The sequence below is a fragment of the Maritalea sp. S77 genome (assembly GCF_049801075.1).
Lineage (GTDB): Bacteria > Pseudomonadota > Alphaproteobacteria > Rhizobiales > Devosiaceae > Maritalea.
On the sequence record NZ_JBNAGG010000007.1, the window covers coordinates 68,894 to 85,380 of the forward strand.

The window sequence follows — 16,487 nt, forward strand, 5'->3', positions numbered from 1 at the left end:
GCGCAATGCGAGACGCGCACAGTCGATGAAATGGCCCGTACCCAATTCTCCCCATCTCACATTCTCCGCTCTCTATACCATTTGGTAGAGGCGGCAAAGCTGGGGGCTTGCTATCGCTGGGTTATTGGTCAGTTGGAGCTTAAATTATGCGATTTATGACAAAACGCACCCCGTTTGGTCTTGGAGTGGCGTTGGCATTTTCCGGTTTTGTGTCTTTGGCAGGGGCGCAGGAGGAAATGTCAGCGGAAGAACAGGCGCGGTTAGCGGCGGCCGACAATGGCGCTGAAACCGCGCAAACATTGGCGCTTCCCTTTGTTGATCCGTTTGACGGGAATGCTTTGTCGGCATCTTGGGCGGTTCAAAATGAAAATTTGGACAAATATGTGCTGGAAGCCGGCGAGATTTTTGTGCTTGAAAATGGCGGCACGGCCACACCGGACAATGCAGAGGCAGACAATATTTTCACCCTTGATGGGGGATTGCCTGAGGGTGATTTCACCATGCAGATTTCCGCCAAGTTGGAAACCAAAACCGGCGAAGAAAGCGTTTGGATTGGCTTGCGCGAAGATGAGGACAATTACATCGCGGCGCAATTATATGCCCACACAAAGGGCTGCGGCACTGCGCTTTATCTGCATGTGGAAAGCTCGCGGACCTTTGCTGAAGGTGAAAAGCCAGCCGTCACCCAGTTCACCAGCAATCTGTTTGATGGGCCATTGCTCGACAATATTTGCAACGATGGGCCGCGTGTGATTGCCGATGAGGCCTTGATGGCTTTGTTTGAGGAAGGGTTTGAACTTCGACTTACCCGTACGGGCTTTCAATATCATGCCGGGGTAACCCTCAATATGCCCGCTTTAGGCGACCAGCCTGCTGGTGCTTATGAATTTGCCACGCGCCGTTTGGCGCGGACGGAAAATTTCGGGCAACCCTTTTTCATGTTGGGGCAGTTTAAAAAAGCCGGGTCGGGCGAAAGCACGGCACTTTTCCAAGAAATGCGTATTGAGGCGGGCCAATGATAAAAGATTTGATTCACAAAACATCATCATTTTTGGTCATCAGTGCGTTGAGCCTCGGTATAGGCGGCGTAGCGCATGCACAAGAGGCGGAAATGGACAGAGCCGTGCAGATGGTGCGGCTCTTTTTCGCGGATCATTCCACGCGCTTTATCGCGGGCGATGAGCCATTGCTCAATCAGGCGAAGGCGGCAGAAAAATATATGGTCGATGATTTAGCCATTGATGGGCTGCAGGGCCAATTGGGCGCAGATCCGGTATTTTGCGGGCAGGATGCTGAAATTGCAGATTTGCAGATCATGCCAGACCCTGAATTGCCAATGTTGCGCGGTGCGGCGCAAGTGCGGGTGAACTTCACCAATTTTGGCCGTCCCACGTCGACACTTTACACCTTGGTACAATGGAAACCGGGGGAAGAATGGCAGATTAGCGATATTTATTGCGAGACGGATAATTGGTCCCTTGTGCAGACGATGCGCGAAATGGGCATTTCATATGCACCAAATGATGGTACTGAGACCACTTTGAACATGGCGGATGCCCAGATGGACGATCCTGATGAGCAGGTTGGCATGGAGCAAGGGGATTTGCCGGGCAATGGCCAACAGGGTGAGGGGAGCGATTTGCTCTTCATTCTCGATGGCTCCGGGTCCATGTGGGGGCAGATTGACGGGGTGGCGAAAATCACCACCGCCAAGCAGGCGCTCAAGGGCCTTGTTGGCGATTTGCCGTCCACCACCCGCGTGGGCTTGATGGCTTATGGCCATCGGCGCGAAGGCGATTGTGCTGACACAGAAATTTTGATGCCTGTTGCGGATCATGCTTCAGGCCAAATGGGCCCTGCTATTGATGGCGTAAGCCCGCGTGGCAAAACGCCGATTGCAGGTGCGTTGGCGGAGGCGGCCGGCGCTTTCCCAAGTGCAGATCGTCGGGCAAATATCTTGTTGATCTCAGATGGTTTGGAAACATGTGGCGGCGATCCATGTGCGGCGGCGGCTGATTTGGCGACGCAAGGCGTGGACACGCGGGTGCATGTGGTTGGCTTTGACCTGAGCGAGGAAGAAGGACAGGCGCTGCAATGTATCGCGGATAATGGCAATGGCAATTATTATGCTGCGGCCAATGCCGATGAGTTTGTGGATGCGGTGGAGCAAGCCGTTGCGGACACAGAGGCGCCAGCAGAACCGGAACCAGCGCCCGCGCCAGAACCTGAGCCTGTGGCCAACAAATATTTTGAAGAAAATTTTGATGGTCCGGCACTTGATGCGGCGTGGTCAATTGAGCAGGAATTGGCCGATGCCAAAGCCTTAAATGGGGCCGGGGAGATATTTGTCTCTGCCTTTGGCCGCAACAATTTCTACGATCATGCGGAGGCGCAAAATCGCTATATTTTGGATAAGCCTTTGCCGGAAGGTGATTTTGACCTGACGATGCAGGTGCGATTCCCCATTCAAACGGGCAGTGAACATGCTTGGCTATCGCTCTATGACAATGCGGCCAATCAGATTGGCGCATTGCTATGGGCCGAATGGAAAGGCTGCGGCCGGAGCATCAATCTCTCTTTGATCAAAGTGGCAGGTGCTGAGGGTGAAAAGCCGGAGAAAACGCAGTTCAAATCCGTGTTGTTTGATGGGCCAGTGATTGACAATATTTGCAGTGCCGGGCCACGCGCGGATGCGGACAAGATTTTGCAGATGTTGGCGGAAGAGGGGGCGAAGTTGACCCTTAAGCGACGCGGGCGGAAGCTAACGGCATCGGTTACGCTGAATGTGCCCGCCATGGGCGACAATCCGGCGCAAAGCGTGACAGTGGAAAGCGAAGAAATCACCAGCTTACGCCTTTCTGGCCAGCCAAGTTTCTTCCTTGGTCAATGGAATGGCGGTGCGCCGGGCGAAAGCCACTATTTCGTCGATCAATTTGCGATTGAGCAATTGCAATGACCCGGCTAATCCCGCTGATGTTCACCGCTCTGCTTGGCATGGGCCAAATGGCCCTTGCCCAAAGCGCAGAACATTTGCGATGCGCGGCGGGGTTTGGCTGCCAAGGTTTGGGAGTAGATGCCGGCGATGCCTTGGTGTTGTTGGGGGTGGAAACGCAAGATCAGGCAACCGATCTTTACATCCAGAAATATCCTGATCGTTATTTTGATGATGCATTTCCCGAACCCGGCGAGCCGGAAAATCCGGCCCAACTTGATAAGGATGGCGACAATAGCGCCATCCAGCTTTTCGACGGTGATGAGGCACCCACCAAGGAGATCGATTTGTTTGACGGTTCGGAAACGGGCCAGAAGGAAATTGATTTATTTGAACCTGACCAAACTGCCGCATCGGGTGATCATCCCGTCGAATTCACCAATCTCGAAGGCTATAGCGAAAAGCCTTGCGCAGGCTGGCTGATAAAGAACCCGAAATTTCCTCACGCACAGGCCGCTGGCGTTAGCGTTTGTCTGGATCAAAAGGGCTTTTCTTCAGAAAATTGCGGGTTGCCTGCGGCAAATCCCATTTGCGTTATTCAGCGCAAATCTAAGGCCGCATGTTTTGGCCTAACCACAACGTCCCGCGCCGTGAATATCGCTGCTGTATGCCAAGGCCAATGTACGGCATTTTCTTACATTGTTTGTCGATAATCTCACCCATTTGGGAGAGGCCAAATGCCTTTGTCGCCAATAGTTTGGTCTCAGTTCAGACCGGGGGCGGTTAGAGGAGAGACAAATGAAAAAATTGACACTGGGTGCGGCCTTTACAGCATTTTCCCTTTTGGGGTTTGCGGCGCCTTCCATTGCGGCAGATTGCGTTAAAAACTATGTGTTTAAAAACGTTACGGACACCGATATTCGGTTTAAAATTGAATCGCGCACCCGCGCGAATGCCACATGGTACTCAGGCGGCATCAAAGCGCCAATCACCTATGGCGGGCGTTTCGACACGATCAAGGCGGGCGAGCAAGTGAGTGGCACCATCACCTATAAAATTGTGGGGTGTAGCGTGAAGCGCAAAGTACGGATCAAACTGACTTGCAGAGATAGCTCAAACGGCAGATATGTTGGCAACCGCGTGATCAATGTGGCGCAGGGCAAAATGCATCGGGTTTATGATTTGAAATCAGACCTGCATTGCAACAATCGATAATTATTTGAGCCAGCCAATGGGGCCGGACATAAGCCGGGCGGAAAGTTCCGCCTGGCTGTGCACCCCAACTTTTTGAAAGCTCTTTTTCAAATGGCCGCGCACGGTGCTGACATAAATGCCCAATTGCTCGGCGATTTCATCCAAGCTTTGGCCCGCCGCCACGCCCAATGCGATCTCGGCTTCCTTACCCGTTAGGCCATAGGCCAATTCCGCCAACACTTTTTTATCGCTGCTGATCTCGCCAGATTCTGCCCCACTGCGGGCGATTAAAATGGAAGCAGGCTTTTTGCGCTGCAACCCGGTTTGATGCAGGGCAGGAGGGTAAAACTGAAAGCCGACAGGCTTTTCCTGAAAAATGATCACGCGATCCTTGCCCGCTTCTTCATCATTGGCAGAGGCCAATAATAGCCGCGTGGCCCGATGGTCATAACCATCCTGATTGCCTTGGGCCGCTAAATCAGGGAAGAGATGATTGAGCAGCGAACGATAGGTTTCGTTTGCGTGCAGCAGCTCGCCATCACGGTCTAAGATCGCCACGCCGATTTGCAGTTTTTCCACCACGGTTTGCAGCAAAATGCCCAAAGTGGCGTTCATCATCACTTGCTGGTTGAGGGTGAAGGCGCGCTCCCAATGGGGCATTAATTGGCTGATCCGCGCTTGCATATCTTCTTCTGACACATCACCTTCGAGCTCTGCATCATAGATCATGCGATAGATCACCTCGGTCCAGCGGCTTTCATCGTCAATCGCGTTGTAGCAAAGCTCCACCAACTCGCTGGCCCCTAGCTCTGTATTTTGTGCCGTGCCCATATGGGTGATCATGCTGCTGGCCAAATCGGCAACGGCCATTTCTTCATGGTCCGCCTGCGGTCGATGGGTGCCTTCGGCCCAATCCAACACCCGCTGACTGATCTGATATTTATCTTCTTCCAAAAACAGAGCGGAACGCGCACCATTCACACGCTCTGAGGCCACATCATCAATGCCGATTTGATGTAAAAACCGCTCGATCGGGGCGAGAAAACCGCCATCGCGCAACATGGCGTCTTCGCCGCCAAACATCATCAAACACCGTGTGCCCGGTTTCATCTTGGCGTCTTTCGGCCAGCGCCATGATGTGAGCATGCCTTCAAATATGTTCGACCAATAGGCGGGGGTCGGGATTGGCCAGCCATAAGGGTCGTTCACCACTTTTTGGATTAATGCACGGTCCGAACTCATCACGTCGGCCGGGTGGCTGCGGTCTTTCAAATGGCTGCCCAAGAAGGCATAAAGGTGATGCAGCGGTTGTTCGTCAGGCGCATCCGCATTTCGCATCCGCATTCGGGCCATGGCAAAGGCTTTGCCGAACAGGGCGAGCGTTTTTTGATTTGGCGGCGGCGAAATCAACACAATGTGTTTGGCGAGATCCGGCCAGTCTTTCATCACTTCAAGGGTGAGCAGGGCGGTGATGTTCGGCACCACCACCATGCGGTTTTCCCACGCAATTTGCTCGAAGCTCTTTTCTAAAAAATGGCGCATATCGGTGACCGCATCTTGCCAGCCGGTTTTGGCGGGTAAATGACCCAGAATTTGCGTATCGTCGGTGCTGCGGCCATGGCCGCGCACGTCGCCGGAAAAAACATGCCAGCCTTGGCGCTGAAACCCTTCAGCCAATGGCCCCAACATGCCCGAATGGGTGGGTTGAGAATGGCCCACAAATACAGCACGTTCTACGTTGCTGCCGCGGGCTTTCCACTGACGAAACATTAGGGTTGGCCCCGACTTTTGGGGCAAAAGACGATAATCCATACATGTCCTCCGGCGCCAATTTGGCATGAGTGACCTTTGGTTTGAAGAGGGCGCGCGAAATTAGTCGCAAAATTCACATTTGCAACCGCGCGTAAATCTGTGGTGAGGCTTATTCGATGTAGGGTTTGATGCCCAATTTGGCGCTTTCAAATTCGCGTGATAGCTCGCACAGCAATTCATCAATGCGGTCGGGCATGGCATTTTTGCCCACCAACTTATCCTGCGCCATGAAATACAGCACGTCATCATCCAGCACAAAACCCACCTTGTGATAGCGATGATTAAGCGCCAACATGGCGTCTTGAGTGGCGGGGGTTAAAATGCGCATCACTTCTAAATCGGGGGTCTGTTGCGCTTGACGTTGGTCCAAATAGCGCCCCGAAATTTTAAACCGATCATTGAATTCCATGCTTTCGGTTTTGATGTCGCGATCCAACGGCCCCTTATGCAGAATATTTTCGGGCTGGATCACCACGCGCACGCCAGTTTTACGGTCAATTTTGTAGGCGCCGAGTAGGCTGAAAAACTGGCCAAATCCCCCTTGGCCGCCAAAATTATCGCGGCGTAGCGCCGGATTTGCCGCTAAGCCCGCTTCCATTTGCATGGAACCGATGGCCAGCCAAAAGGGCAAATGGTCCTCGCGACTGTCGCCCCAAAACTCCCCGTCAAAATAAGCCCCAACATAAGCGCCCACTTGCACTTTGGTGAGTTCGGGCACTTCGGCCTCAATCTTTTCGGCCCGCTCGGACTTAGCAGATGTGGCCCGGCGATCAACACCATCGCTGGTGCTTGTCGCCACATAGTTTAGTCGCCGTTCCATTAATTTGGGCGTATAGCTCCAATTTTGGCTTTGTGCCGTTTTGACCCGCCTGATGGTTTTGCGGCCATGTTCATTTTCAAAATGATCGGCCAGCAAAAAGGCCCCCATAAAAACGGTGGCTGCCACCGTGCTGTAAATGGGGAAACTGCCCATCACCAAGCCCTCAATGATGACGCCAACAAAGCTGAGCGCAGCAGCGAGCGGCAAAATCCGCTTCAGCCACATGGGCAAAGCAATGCCTTGCTTGATCGTGGAAAGCTCGGGCGTTTCGATGCTGATTTGACCCTCAATCGGGTCCCAATGGGTGCGAGGTTCGTTCATGATTGGGCACCAGGCAGATCAATTTTGGGCATTTGAGCTGCTGATTTCGCGTCTTTGGCGCTGAGGCCAAAAAATGGGGCTTTCTCCAACCGCATTGTTTGCGCCACCCAATTTGATGGGATCGCATCCAATTGGGTATTAAACCGCTCAACATTACCATTATAGAGCCGTCGCGATGCTGCGATTTGATCTTCGGTTTCTTCCAACTGCTTTTGCAATTCAGAAATGTTTTGCGTGGCGGTGATTTCGGGGTGATCTTCGGCATAGGCAAAAAAGTCGCGCAAGCCTTGGGTTAGGCTTGCTTCTGCTAATTCGACCTTCTCAATTTCTTGGTCAAGCGCTGTCACTGCCTCTTGTCGGACCGCCAAGATTTGGTCGAACAAATTTTCTTCATGTTTGATGGCGCTGCGCACCGCATCCACCAAAGCAGGCACCAAGTCATGCCGCCGTTTCAATTGTATTTGAATGCCAGCATATGCGTTTGAAACCGCGTTTTTCGCGGCGGCAAGCCGATTTTGCAAATAGATATAGCCGCCAATCAGAATGACAATGCCAATGATGAGATTGGTCATAATTTCCCTTTATGCAAATGCCCCCGCGCTTTCTCCATGCCGCAGGTGAGGGGACTTGGCCTCCCCCAAATGGGGTGGATCGAAAAGTTTATTGGCATCAACCTGCCCAGATTTTGTCTGGGTTAGCGTTTGGGCTGGCTAGACGCACGTTCCTGTTTTCGCATAAGGTGGCGGCGATGGGGACAGGTTTGAATGAATAGTCAATTTTGGTTTGGGCTGATTTTGGCCGCGGCGTTGATTGGGCCATTGGCTTATGCCTTGCTGAGCGCACGGCAAATCAGCCGCAATGCCTATATTTTTAATGATGGCCAAAGCGGCTTTGCGGCCACCCTTGCAGGCGTTGTTTGCGGCAATATGGGTGTGGGCACTTTTGTGGCCATCATGTTGTTTTCGCAAGCCAGCCTAGTCATCGGCCTGTCGCTTGCGCTTGCCTATATGTTGGGTCTATTTCTTTGCGCATTCTTGGCGCCCTTTGTACAACGTTTCGCCCAACAATATGGTGCATCGGGCCTGGTGGACTTGATCGTGCTGGCGCACAATATCAAACATCCTTTTGGCGTGTGGTTACCGATTGCTTCGGTGTTTTTGTTGCGGGCCGCCGTGCAATTGTTGGCACTGGCCGCCTTGCTCAGCTCGATTTTCACCTTGAGCACGGGGCAAGCAATTTTGCTCTCCACATTGGTGACCGGAGGATACACCGCCTTTGGCGGTTATCGCGCGGCCACCCGTACAGATATTTTCCAAGCGCTATTGATCGTTGGCGGCATGGTCGCTTTGTTTCTGGCCAATTTTGGTGCCGTAACCACGCCGCAAGCGCCTTTTTGGGATTTGGGGCCCTATCGCTGGCCACTTCTGGTGGGCGTGTGGTTGTTTATCCCTGTCAGCGCCGTGTTAGCCGTGGACAATTGGCAGCGCATGGTGGTGGCGAAAGATTTGAATGTGGCCCGCTGGGGCTTTTTGATCGGCGCGCCGCTTTGCGGCATCTGCTATTTGATCATTTATTGGCTTGGGGTGAATTCCACACTCATCGGCGACATGAGCGGCACCTTGCGCGCGCTGATGCCGGAAAGTGCGCCCTGGTTGGCCGATATTTTGCTGATCGCGGTGATCATGTCCACCATCGACACTTTCATCATGCCCCTAATGAGCGGGGCCCAACGCAGCCAATTGCAAGTGCCGCAACTGCGCCTGCTGGTCGCTGCGCTGTTTGTGTTTATCGGCCTTCTGGCCTGGTTGTTGGGCGATATGCTGCAAAGCGTCATCGCCGCTTTCAGCGCCCTTGTCGCTTTCTTGCCCGCTGTGTGGGCCACGTTCTTTGTGCCGCACAAAATGCCCCGCACCATCGTCGCCTCACTCTGTTTAGGCGTTGTGTCCACATTTCTGTTCACCATGGTCGACGTAAATCTCGCCGCCTTTGTGGGCTTTGTGGTGGCAGGGTTGGTGGTGGGCATTGGCTGGCAGGCGGCAATTGCACAAACTAAACGATCTCGCGCGCCACAATACTAAAAATCATTTATAAACAAACAGTTGGCTATTATACAAACGTATGATAACTGGACGCCCACGCCGCTACGGGTGTGTTTGTGTTCAAGTCATTGCAAAAAGTTCAAAAAAATTTTGGATCCATGTCGAAAAATCAAAAGTGCAGACGTCCTTGGGGCATGAACCACTCATTTGAAAGGAAATATGATGGTGTTCTCAACTACCCCAATTTACGCGTTGATTGTTACTTTGATTTGGCTAGCCCTTTGGTTTCGTGTGACCTCGATGCGGTCAACACTTGGTCAGTCCATTGGTGATGGTGGCGATCAAGCTTTACTGCAGCGTATCCGCCAACATGGCAATTGTGCTGAATGGTCGGGCTTTATTCTGATTTTGATGATCCTTGCTGAAGGTATGGGCGCGCCAGCAATCTATCTTCACATTTCTGGTGTGCTTCTGGTTATTGGCCGTTTGGCGCACCCATTTGGGTTGAAGATCAACAATGCTGGGCACCCTCTAAGATATGTTGGTAATGGCACGAACATCCTTGCTGCTCTGAACGCCATGGTTTGCCTTGGCGTTAATTTGCTGGGCCTATAACAGAAGAAAATAAGAAAGTTCATTCCATGAAATATATGCTGTTGATCTACAACAACCCGCAACAAGAACCACAATATGGCACGCCAGAGTTTGATGAGATGATGGCCGGTTTCTTTGCCGCGAACGAGCAAATGAAGGCTGATGGTGTGTTGTGTGAAGGCGAAGGTTTGCAGGGCATTGAAGCCGCAACTTCGCTGCGCATCAAATCAGGAAAAGTTGAAACCATGGACGGGCCATTTGCCGAGACGCGCGAGCATTTGGGCGGCTATTATGTGGTTGATGTGCCTGATTTAGATGCGGCGCTGAAATATGCGGCTCTTATTCCCTCAGCACATTTTGGTACCATCGAAGTGCGCCCGCTCATGGATTACAACCCGGCGGGATAATTATATGAAAAATGTCGCCCCAAAAGCTATTGCCGTGCAAAAGGCCATCGATGAGGTCATGCGCCGCGATAAGGGGCGGCTTTTATCAGGCTTAATTTCTCGCTTTGATGATTTTCAGTTGGCAGAAGATGCGCTGCAGGATGCGGTGATTTCCGCGCTCGGCCATTGGGCGAGATCGGGTATTCCAAATGTACCAACCGCTTGGTTGATGAAGGTTGCGCTGAATAAGGGCATTGACCGTATACGTGCAAAATCGCGCGAAGCACAAAAAGCGGATAATTTAGGCCAGATCAGTCTCGACTATGCCGAGCCCGAAACGCCGGAGCAGATTCCGGACGAACGTCTCCGACTTATCTTTACCTGTTGCCACCCTGCATTAGAGGAAAAATCTAGGGTGGCGCTTACATTGCGCACCGTTTGCAATTTAACCACGCGCGAGATCGCAGCAGCTTTTTTAGACAATGAACAAACGATGGGCCAGCGGCTAACGCGGGCTAAGGCCAAGATTAAATCCAAGGGTATTGCCTATGCAATCCCTGATCGCGACCAATGGGCGGATCGCTTGGATACTGTGCTCTCGACACTCTATCTCATTTTCACAACGGGATATGTGAATGAGGAAGACCAAGCGAGAGACCTTTGCCGCGAAGGCATTTTTCTTTTGCGACTGTTGGCGCAGTTACAGCCGGAAGATCCTGAGATTGAGGGGGCGCTGGCGCTCATGTTGCTTACGCAAGCTCGCAAGCCTGCGCGAGTAGATGCCGAAGGTAGAAATGTACCGATCGAAGACCAAAATGATCGGCTTTGGCAAGCCGATCAGTTGAATGAAGGGCAGGCAATTTTACAGCAAGCGATTGCCCGGCAACATCCGGGACCATTCCAAATTAAGGCTGCCATTGCGGATTGCCATATGATGAGGCCAACACCAGATTGGGTGCAAATGTCACTGCTCTATCAGACGCTTTGGACATTCGAGCCCACGCCAATCGTTGCCCTAAACTGGGCGGTTGTTTTGGCTGAAATTGGCCATGTCGATATTGCGATGCAAAAGCTTGATCAGCTTGCAGAACAGCTAGAAGGCTTTCAGCCTTTGCACGCAGCGCGGGCCAATATGTTGGCTAAGCTAGGCCGTGTTGATGAAGCAAGAGCGTCATATGCTCAAGCCATTGCTCTGGCGCCAAACACGGCGTCACGCCTATTTCTTCAACACAAATATGAGTGCCTCCCTGGAGGCGAGCGCTAATTTTCGCGGCCTACGGCCGCGAGTTGCTTTGGAACAAAGCAGATCGAAATTTTTGCCATTCCGCGCCGATTCTGTGCTTAGGCTAGCATTTGTTGGTTCAATCAAACAGAGCAGGCGCCACAGATGGCGCCTGCAAATTTGTTATACCATGGCGAGGGCGAGGTAGATGGGCAGGCCGATGGTGAGGTTGAAGGGGAAGGTCACGCCGAGGGAAAGGGACAGATAGATCCCTGATTTTGATTGCGGCAGCGCAAGCCGCATGGCGGCGGGTACGGCGATGTAGGAGGCTGACGCGTTCAGCACCATGAAAAGGAATGTGCCGCCGGTGGATAGCCCAATCGGTTGGGCCACGATCCAACCGATCAAAGCACCGAGCAAGGGCATCAGCACACCAAACGCAAAAAGGCCCACAGAGAGATCGCCGCGATTTGAAAGCAAGCTCCGCCCAGCAGAAAGTCCCATATCCAGCAAGAAGAGGCAGAGGATGCCGGTGAAGGGCAGCACGATAAAGGGCTCGATTTGCGCCAAGCCGGGCTTGCCAGTGATTGCCCCGATCAGAAACGCGCCGACCAGCAACACAATGGAGCCATTGGCCAAAATATGCCGGGCTAGGCCCGTGTCCAGTTTGGTTTGGCTTTTGTCTCGCGCGGCGAGCCACAGGGCAGATATGATGGCGGGGGCCTCCATAATCGCAGCAACAGCCACCAGATAGCCTTCGCTTTCAATGCCACTGGTTTCCAATAGGCTGGCGGCGGTGACGAAGGTGACGATGGAAATTGAGCCATAATGCCCCGCCACAGCGGCAGCGTTGATCCGGTCCAGTTTGGTGATGGCGCGCAGCAGCGCATAGGCCAAAACGGGCAGCAAGAGGGACAAGAGCGCTCCGGCGGCCAAGCTGGCGAGCAATTGGCCAGAAATGCCGCTTTCTGCCACGCTCACGCCGCCCTTAAACCCAATGGACAAGAGCAAATAAATAGACATGACCTTTGCAGCACCCTCGGGAATAGATAAATCGCTGCGGGCAAAAGCGGCCACCAAGCCGAGCGCAAAAAACAAGATTGTGGGGGCCATCAAATTGCTGGCCAACATTTCAACGGAGATGGACATTAAAGCTCCTTTCAAGACGCTGCAGGACTAAACCGGCATTGCTCTTGACGGAGTTTGACTATAAATACAAATATATATAAACGTTAACATTCATAGGATGAAGCTATGATACGGCCAACCATCCGCCAGCTGGAATATATTGTGACGGTTGCCGATGTGGGCCGAATTGGCGCGGCGGCGGCCAAATTACATGTCAGTCAGCCAAGCCTTTCTGCGCAATTGGCAGAAGTGGAAGCTGATCTGGGCGTAGCGCTCTTTCACCGCGATCGGCGCGGGGCCACGCCAACCGAAGAGGGGCGCGAAATTGTGCGGCGGGCACGTTTGATTTTGCGCGATATGGCAGATTTGCGCGCAGCGGCCAGCGGCGGTGGCGCATTTGAGGGCCGGTTGCGACTCGGTGTTTTGCCGTCCATCAGCCCCTATCTGCTGCCCAATGTGGTCAAACGCTTGCATTCCGATTACCAAGATTTGCGGCTGGTGGTGCGCGAAGAAAGCACCCGAGATTTGGACGAAGGATTGCGGTCGGGACGGTTGGATATGATCATTTCAACGCCAGAAGATCATGCTTCTGGCTTGGCGACGCCCTTGTTTAAAGAGCATCTATGGGCTGCGTTGGCGCTTGATGATCCGCTGGCAAAAAGTAGCGCCCCTATCGGTTTGGAAAAGCTGGCCAATCGCACCTTTTTGACTTTAGGCCCGCAACACCGCCTGTCGCACATTGTGGCCGGATTGGCCGGGCAAGTTGGCGGCTATTTGTCGGACGAATATGAGGGCACCAGTTTGGACGCAATCCGCGCCATGGCTGCCGCGGGGGTTGGCGTGGCGCTTTTGCCCGAGATTTACACCAAGACAGAGGCGCAGCGCGGCACGGATGTGCAATTGCGGCGCGTAAAGGTGGATCGTGCTTTTCGCAATATTGCGCTGATCGAGCCGCACCGCAACACAGCCAGCCAAAAGGGCACCGTGTTGGCGCAGCTCTTATCGGATGAAGCCACGAAGTTGCTGACGCAAAAATTAGCCGGTTAAGCCTAGCTCCTGATCGCTGGCGAGGTGGTTATATTTATCCTTAGGTGGCCAAGGCCGCTCGCGCCAATCCGGCGTGAACACGAAGCTGGATTTTTCGCGACTTTCAAGCAAGGCACCATTGCCTGCGCCAAGCGCATAATCATAATACAGTTTCACAATCTCTTCGCGGCTCACTTGCTGGGTGGCTTCATGGGCAACGCAAGCATTGCGCCATTTCAACAGGCGCGCAAATTCGTCCGTCAGCGGAATGTCAAATTCCTCATAATAATCAAGGAACCAAAAGCGCATAAAGAGCGGGGTATAAACGGCTTCCGCCAGCCCAAACTCATCAAACAAATAGGTGTTGTTTGGGCTATGATGAGCGAGAAAATCATTCAAATTGCGGTAATGTTGAAGCATTTTATCGACATAGCCTTGCCGATCATTCGGCTTTTGATTCATCACCATCATATAGCCCGTCATGGTCAACGGACCTTCAAAGGCAATCAGCATATTTTCAACCGCATGACGCAGTGGATCTTGCTGCCGAATTTGGGTGTCCCCCACCACCTCATCAAGATAGCGCAGGATCACCAGGCTTTCTTTCAAAATGTCACCATTCGCCGTTTCTAAAACGGGGAGGGAGGTGGTGCCTCGGGTTTTGGCCAGCAATTCAGGGTCGCGCGGTTTGGTGATATCCACCACGTGAAATTCAACAGCATCTCGCTGACCTTTAAGGGTCAGCAAGATTTCAAGCCGTTGCGAAAAAGGACAAACGGGTATGTGATAAACTTTGATTTTTGGGCTCATTTGTCTGTCCTTTCGGTTGGCTATTGTTTCGCACCTACACCATGGCGCAGGATCATAAAGATGAACAGCCCCATTGTGGCGATCGTGACAACGGAACCCACCTTGGCCAATGTTTCACCCGCGCCACTGATGGCCATGGCGATGCCCGGCACCAACAGAATCACCGCCAAAAGGCTGATGCCCAAATGGATGGAGGCGAGTTTTGATTGGGCAGCGTCAGGCGTAAGCGCGTAATAAATGCCGTAAATTGTGAGCGTCACAAAACCGATCAAGTTCAAATGCCCATGGGCGGGCGACAGTGTGTGATCATGGGTGGCGGACATTTGAATGCCCCACGCCATGCCCGCCAACGCACAAAGCGCGCCTGCGGCAAAAAACCATTTTGATAAATCTCTCATTCTTCCTCCTCCATTTTCTGAACCAGAGCTCTCCCATTGCTCAATTGATAAAACTGGCGCTAAAATAAGCCAAATTGATTTTGCTTATTTAGGTTATTGATCACATGAATTTCGCGACTTTTGATCTGAACTTGATGCGGGTGTTGGACGCGCTGTTGCGCGAGCAATCCACAGTGAAGGCGGCACAAAAACTGAACTTGTCGCAATCCGCAGTGTCCAGTGCGCTTTCGCGCTTGCGCCACACGCTTGATGATCAATTGTTTATTCGCCGGGGCAACCGTTTGGTGCCCACCGACTATGCGCAAAAAATTGCGTTACCCTTGCGGGAGGAAATGGATCGGCTCGAGGCACTGTTCGCGCAGCCGAAATCTTTTGACCCAGCGGCAGAGCATGTGGACTTCCGTATTGCCGCATCTGATTTTTTCGCAGAACTTTTGATGCCAATCCTCGCCAACGACATGGCAAGCGCTGCACCAAACATCCAGCCCAAACTGATCGATTTGGTGCCCCATCGCTATGTTCAAACGGTGGAGCAGGGCAGTTCCGATTTGGCGTTAATCCCAGATGAGCCTGTGGGCAATTGGGCGGAGAAAGAGTTTCTGTTTCACTCAGCTTTTGCCGTGATCGCAAGACGAAATCATCCTGCGCTTCAAAAAGCCAACATCAAAGCAGGCGAAATGATGCCGCTGGATTTATTCTGCGGCCTGCGCCATGCGCTGTTTTCCCCAGAAGGCAACTCGTCCGCCATGGGCGATGCCGCTTTAGCAAAACTTGGCCGCACGCGAAAAGTGGGCATGACCTTGCAGGTGTTTTCAGGCGTCTGCCGGGTGGTAAGCGAAAGCGACATGATCGCGCTGATCCCCTGGCAGCTGGGCCAAAAATGGGCTGATCAAATGCAGCTCGATATCTTTGTGCCGCCCATGCATGTCCCCGTCGTTAAAATTGTCGGCGTCTGGCACAAACGTTCCACCAACAACCCCGCCCACCGCTGGGTCCGCGAGCAAATCTTTGATGAGATGAAAAAGCTGGATGCAATCCAACCCGATCTGTCGGCTTGGCCGCAGGCGAGGCAGTAGGCTATATTGCCTTCATGTTGACCCGCTGTGAAAGCTCCTCACGACTTTCCACCCGCTCGGAATAGCGGTCCACCAGATAGGCGGCAGTGCCGCGGGTGAGGAGGGTGAATTTCATCAATTCTTCCATCACGTCCACAACCCGATTGTAATAGGGGGAGGGGAACATGCGGCCCGTTTCGTCAAATTCATTGAAAGCTTTGGGAACCGAGGATTGGTTGGGGATGGTGATCATGCGCATCCATCGGCCCAGCACCCGCATTTGATTGACGGTGTTGAAACTCTGTGAGCCGCCGCAGACTTGCATCAATGCCAAAGTGCGGCCTTGGGTGGGGCGCACGCCACCAATGGGGGCGAGGGGGAGCCAGTCGATCTGTGTTTTCATCAGCCCGGTCATATTGCCGTGCCGTTCCGGCGAGCACCAGACCTGCGCTTCTGACCAGAGTGACAGCTCGCGCAGTTCTTGCACTTTTTCGTGCTCGACATTGTCTTCATCCACCAACGGCAGACCCTTGGGATTGAAGAGTTTCACCTCGGCGCCCAAAGCTTCCAAAATCCGCACGGCCTCTTCGGTTAAAAGCCGTGAGAAGGAGCGTTGGCGCAAGGAGCCATAGAGCATCAATACGCGTACCGGATGGGCGGGTTGCGCCGCGAACAATTGGCTGTGGTCAATCGGGTGCAACTGGTCGGCGATCAGATTGGGCATATCAAGATTTTTGTCCGTCATGGTTT

General features: G+C 52.9%; 17 protein-coding genes. 10 read left to right on the forward strand and 7 right to left on the reverse strand.

Going from position 1 to position 16,487, the window contains the following annotated elements; genetic code table 11:
• Positions 1 to 146 precede the first annotated feature (146 nt).
• From ACP15Y_RS16700 to ACP15Y_RS16715, 4 genes are all read left to right on the forward strand, one after another.
• Entirely contained in the window at positions 147 to 1,019 is an 873-nt protein-coding gene (locus ACP15Y_RS16700) for a hypothetical protein (protein ID WP_424984252.1), read from the forward strand.
• A complete protein-coding gene (locus ACP15Y_RS16705) occupies positions 1,016 to 2,956 on the forward strand; it encodes a vWA domain-containing protein (RefSeq protein ID WP_424984253.1) in 1,941 nt (646 codons plus the stop codon). Before ACP15Y_RS16700 ends, ACP15Y_RS16705 begins: the two co-directional genes overlap by 4 nt.
• Positions 2,953 to 3,645, forward strand: a complete 693-nt coding sequence (locus tag ACP15Y_RS16710; RefSeq protein ID WP_424984254.1) for a hypothetical protein — start codon at positions 2,953 to 2,955, stop codon at positions 3,643 to 3,645. Before ACP15Y_RS16705 ends, ACP15Y_RS16710 begins: the two co-directional genes overlap by 4 nt.
• A gap of 85 nt (positions 3,646 to 3,730) precedes the next feature.
• Entirely contained in the window at positions 3,731 to 4,147 is a 417-nt protein-coding gene (locus ACP15Y_RS16715) for a hypothetical protein (RefSeq protein ID WP_424984255.1), read from the forward strand.
• Here ACP15Y_RS16715 and ACP15Y_RS16720 read toward each other — a convergent pair whose 3' ends face one another.
• The 3 genes from ACP15Y_RS16720 to ACP15Y_RS16730 form a co-directional block, all read right to left on the reverse strand.
• Positions 4,148 to 5,938, reverse strand: coding sequence for a serine aminopeptidase domain-containing protein (locus tag ACP15Y_RS16720; RefSeq protein WP_424984256.1), 1,791 nt, complete (start codon positions 5,936 to 5,938; stop codon positions 4,148 to 4,150). It abuts the gene before it with no gap.
• Positions 5,939 to 6,047: 109 nt separating this feature from the next.
• Positions 6,048 to 7,079: a hypothetical protein gene (locus tag ACP15Y_RS16725; protein WP_424984257.1), complete on the reverse strand. Its 1,032-nt coding sequence runs from the start codon at positions 7,077 to 7,079 to the stop codon at positions 6,048 to 6,050.
• Positions 7,076 to 7,651 (reverse strand): LemA family protein, encoded by a 576-nt coding sequence (locus ACP15Y_RS16730; RefSeq protein ID WP_424984258.1) that lies wholly within the window; start codon positions 7,649 to 7,651, stop codon positions 7,076 to 7,078. Before ACP15Y_RS16730 ends, ACP15Y_RS16725 begins: the two co-directional genes overlap by 4 nt.
• 192 nt (positions 7,652 to 7,843) lie before the next feature.
• Here ACP15Y_RS16730 and ACP15Y_RS16735 point away from each other — a divergent pair, with 192 nt between their 5' ends.
• From ACP15Y_RS16735 to ACP15Y_RS16750, 4 genes are all read left to right on the forward strand, one after another.
• Positions 7,844 to 9,157 (forward strand): sodium:solute symporter family transporter, encoded by a 1,314-nt coding sequence (locus ACP15Y_RS16735; protein ID WP_424984259.1) that lies wholly within the window; start codon positions 7,844 to 7,846, stop codon positions 9,155 to 9,157.
• A gap of 183 nt (positions 9,158 to 9,340) precedes the next feature.
• Positions 9,341 to 9,733 (forward strand): MAPEG family protein, encoded by a 393-nt coding sequence (locus tag ACP15Y_RS16740; protein WP_424984260.1) that lies wholly within the window; start codon positions 9,341 to 9,343, stop codon positions 9,731 to 9,733.
• A 26-nt stretch (positions 9,734 to 9,759) separates the two neighbouring features.
• Positions 9,760 to 10,119 carry a YciI family protein gene (locus tag ACP15Y_RS16745; protein WP_424984261.1) on the forward strand — a complete coding sequence of 120 codons (360 nt, stop codon included), beginning with the start codon at positions 9,760 to 9,762 and terminating at the stop codon, positions 10,117 to 10,119.
• A gap of 4 nt (positions 10,120 to 10,123) precedes the next feature.
• A complete protein-coding gene (locus ACP15Y_RS16750) occupies positions 10,124 to 11,362 on the forward strand; it encodes an RNA polymerase sigma factor (RefSeq protein ID WP_424984263.1) in 1,239 nt (412 codons plus the stop codon).
• Positions 11,363 to 11,503: 141 nt separating this feature from the next.
• On the opposite strand, the gene ACP15Y_RS16755 is transcribed toward ACP15Y_RS16750, so the two are convergent.
• Positions 11,504 to 12,469: a sodium-dependent bicarbonate transport family permease gene (locus ACP15Y_RS16755; RefSeq protein ID WP_424984264.1), complete on the reverse strand. Its 966-nt coding sequence runs from the start codon at positions 12,467 to 12,469 to the stop codon at positions 11,504 to 11,506.
• 105 nt (positions 12,470 to 12,574) lie between these two features.
• Between ACP15Y_RS16755 and ACP15Y_RS16760 the strand changes: the two genes are divergently transcribed.
• Entirely contained in the window at positions 12,575 to 13,495 is a 921-nt protein-coding gene (locus tag ACP15Y_RS16760) for a LysR substrate-binding domain-containing protein (protein ID WP_424984265.1), read from the forward strand.
• On the opposite strand, the gene ACP15Y_RS16765 is transcribed toward ACP15Y_RS16760, so the two are convergent.
• Together ACP15Y_RS16765 and ACP15Y_RS16770 are read right to left on the reverse strand one after the other, a co-directional pair.
• Positions 13,484 to 14,284: a glutathione S-transferase family protein gene (locus ACP15Y_RS16765; RefSeq protein ID WP_424984266.1), complete on the reverse strand. Its 801-nt coding sequence runs from the start codon at positions 14,282 to 14,284 to the stop codon at positions 13,484 to 13,486. The genes ACP15Y_RS16760 and ACP15Y_RS16765 overlap by 12 nt on opposite strands.
• A gap of 20 nt (positions 14,285 to 14,304) precedes the next feature.
• The gene (locus tag ACP15Y_RS16770) at positions 14,305 to 14,682 is read right to left on the reverse strand and encodes a hypothetical protein (RefSeq protein WP_424984267.1); all 378 of its coding nucleotides are present in this window, start codon (positions 14,680 to 14,682) and stop codon (positions 14,305 to 14,307) included.
• A gap of 104 nt (positions 14,683 to 14,786) precedes the next feature.
• On the opposite strand from ACP15Y_RS16770, the gene ACP15Y_RS16775 reads away from it, so the two are divergent.
• Entirely contained in the window at positions 14,787 to 15,758 is a 972-nt protein-coding gene (locus ACP15Y_RS16775) for a LysR family transcriptional regulator (protein WP_424984268.1), read from the forward strand.
• 1 nt (position 15,759) lies between these two features.
• Here the strand turns inward: ACP15Y_RS16775 and arsH are convergent, their stop codons facing one another.
• Positions 15,760 to 16,482 (reverse strand): arsenical resistance protein ArsH, encoded by a 723-nt coding sequence (gene arsH / locus ACP15Y_RS16780; RefSeq protein ID WP_424984269.1) that lies wholly within the window; start codon positions 16,480 to 16,482, stop codon positions 15,760 to 15,762.
• Positions 16,483 to 16,487: the final 5 nt, after the last annotated feature.